The organism is Prevotella sp. C0209C1 (assembly GCF_056583855.1).
Window position 1 is genome coordinate 1 of the sequence record NZ_JBWPJP010000071.1, and the last position, 1,134, is coordinate 1,134.

Below are 1,134 nucleotides of genomic sequence, written 5' to 3' on the forward strand. Positions count from 1 at the left end.
ATACTCAAACACTTTGATTCTCTGCGCGAACTTGAGATAGGCATGAAGGCAGAGGCTCACAAGCTCAGACACCTCGGAATGAGCTATTTGGTTCGTCGCAGCACACTTGCTGAGGCCAATATACGCCGCCCTCAGGAGTTCTTTGCAAGTGTTTATGCGTATTTTTGGAGAAGTATGCCAAATTTTTAGCGGACAGCCGCCCTTCCAAGTGCTATAAGGGGCAGACACACGAGCCTAAAGACTGGGAGAAGTTGCTTTACATGATGGATTCTACCACTATAACGCTCTTTGACAACATACTCAAAGGTGTCGGGCGGCATCCAAAATCAGGCAAGAAGAAAGGCGGTATGAAAGTGCATACGGTAATGAAGTATCATGTCGGCGTGCCAATGGTGGTGCAACTCACTTCAGCTGCAAAACACGACCATTACCTGCTCAAAGAGGTGCATCTGCCCAAAGACTCCACTTTAGCAATGGACCGTGGTTATGTCGATGTAGCGCAATTCCAACGTCTTACAGAAGAGGGTGTTTGCTACGTGACCAAAATGAAGAAAAACCTTAAGTATGAGGAACTTAAATCTGTTACGTATATCAATGCAGAGGGCCTCGTAACGCATATTGATCAGAAAGTGCTTTTTACAAGAGGAGAGCTCACCCACGAGGCACGAAGGGTGGAGATATTTTACAAGACAAAGAGACCTGTTGTACTATTGACCAACAACTTTGACTTTACGGTTGAGGATATTGCTGAAATATACCGCCTAAGATGGGCTATCGAGTCGTTGTACAAACAGCTTAAACAGAACTTCCCGCTTCATTTCTTCTATGGGGACAGCGTCAATGCCATACAAATACAGACATGGGTAGTCTTGATAGCGAATCTGCTGATAACAGTCCTGTCAAGAAGCATCAAGAGACATTGTGCATTCTCACAAGTTGTTACCATGATACGGGCTTATGCTTATGTACTACGTCGATTTTATCGCATTCATGGAAAATCCCGAAAAAACTTGGAATGATTTCCTTGCAAAGGAGATGCAAAAAGCGTCGCCTGAATCAAGTCTTTTCGATTAGGGGGCTTACTTTTGAAAAAATAAACCCCGAAGTCCAATTTTACTGGGCTTCGGGGAGGAT

General features: G+C 44.4%; 1 protein-coding gene and 1 pseudogene. Both read left to right on the forward strand.

All coding sequences use genetic code 11. The features are described 5' to 3' along the window. A pseudogene (locus tag AC1DCD_RS10210) lies at positions 1-189 on the forward strand (DUF4372 domain-containing protein); the annotation flags it as partial. Next, positions 165-1,019: an IS4 family transposase gene (locus AC1DCD_RS10215; RefSeq protein ID WP_480349366.1), complete on the forward strand. Its 855-nt coding sequence runs from the start codon at positions 165-167 to the stop codon at positions 1,017-1,019. The pseudogene AC1DCD_RS10210 and the gene AC1DCD_RS10215, both read left to right, overlap by 25 nt. Positions 1,020-1,134 lie beyond the last annotated feature (115 nt).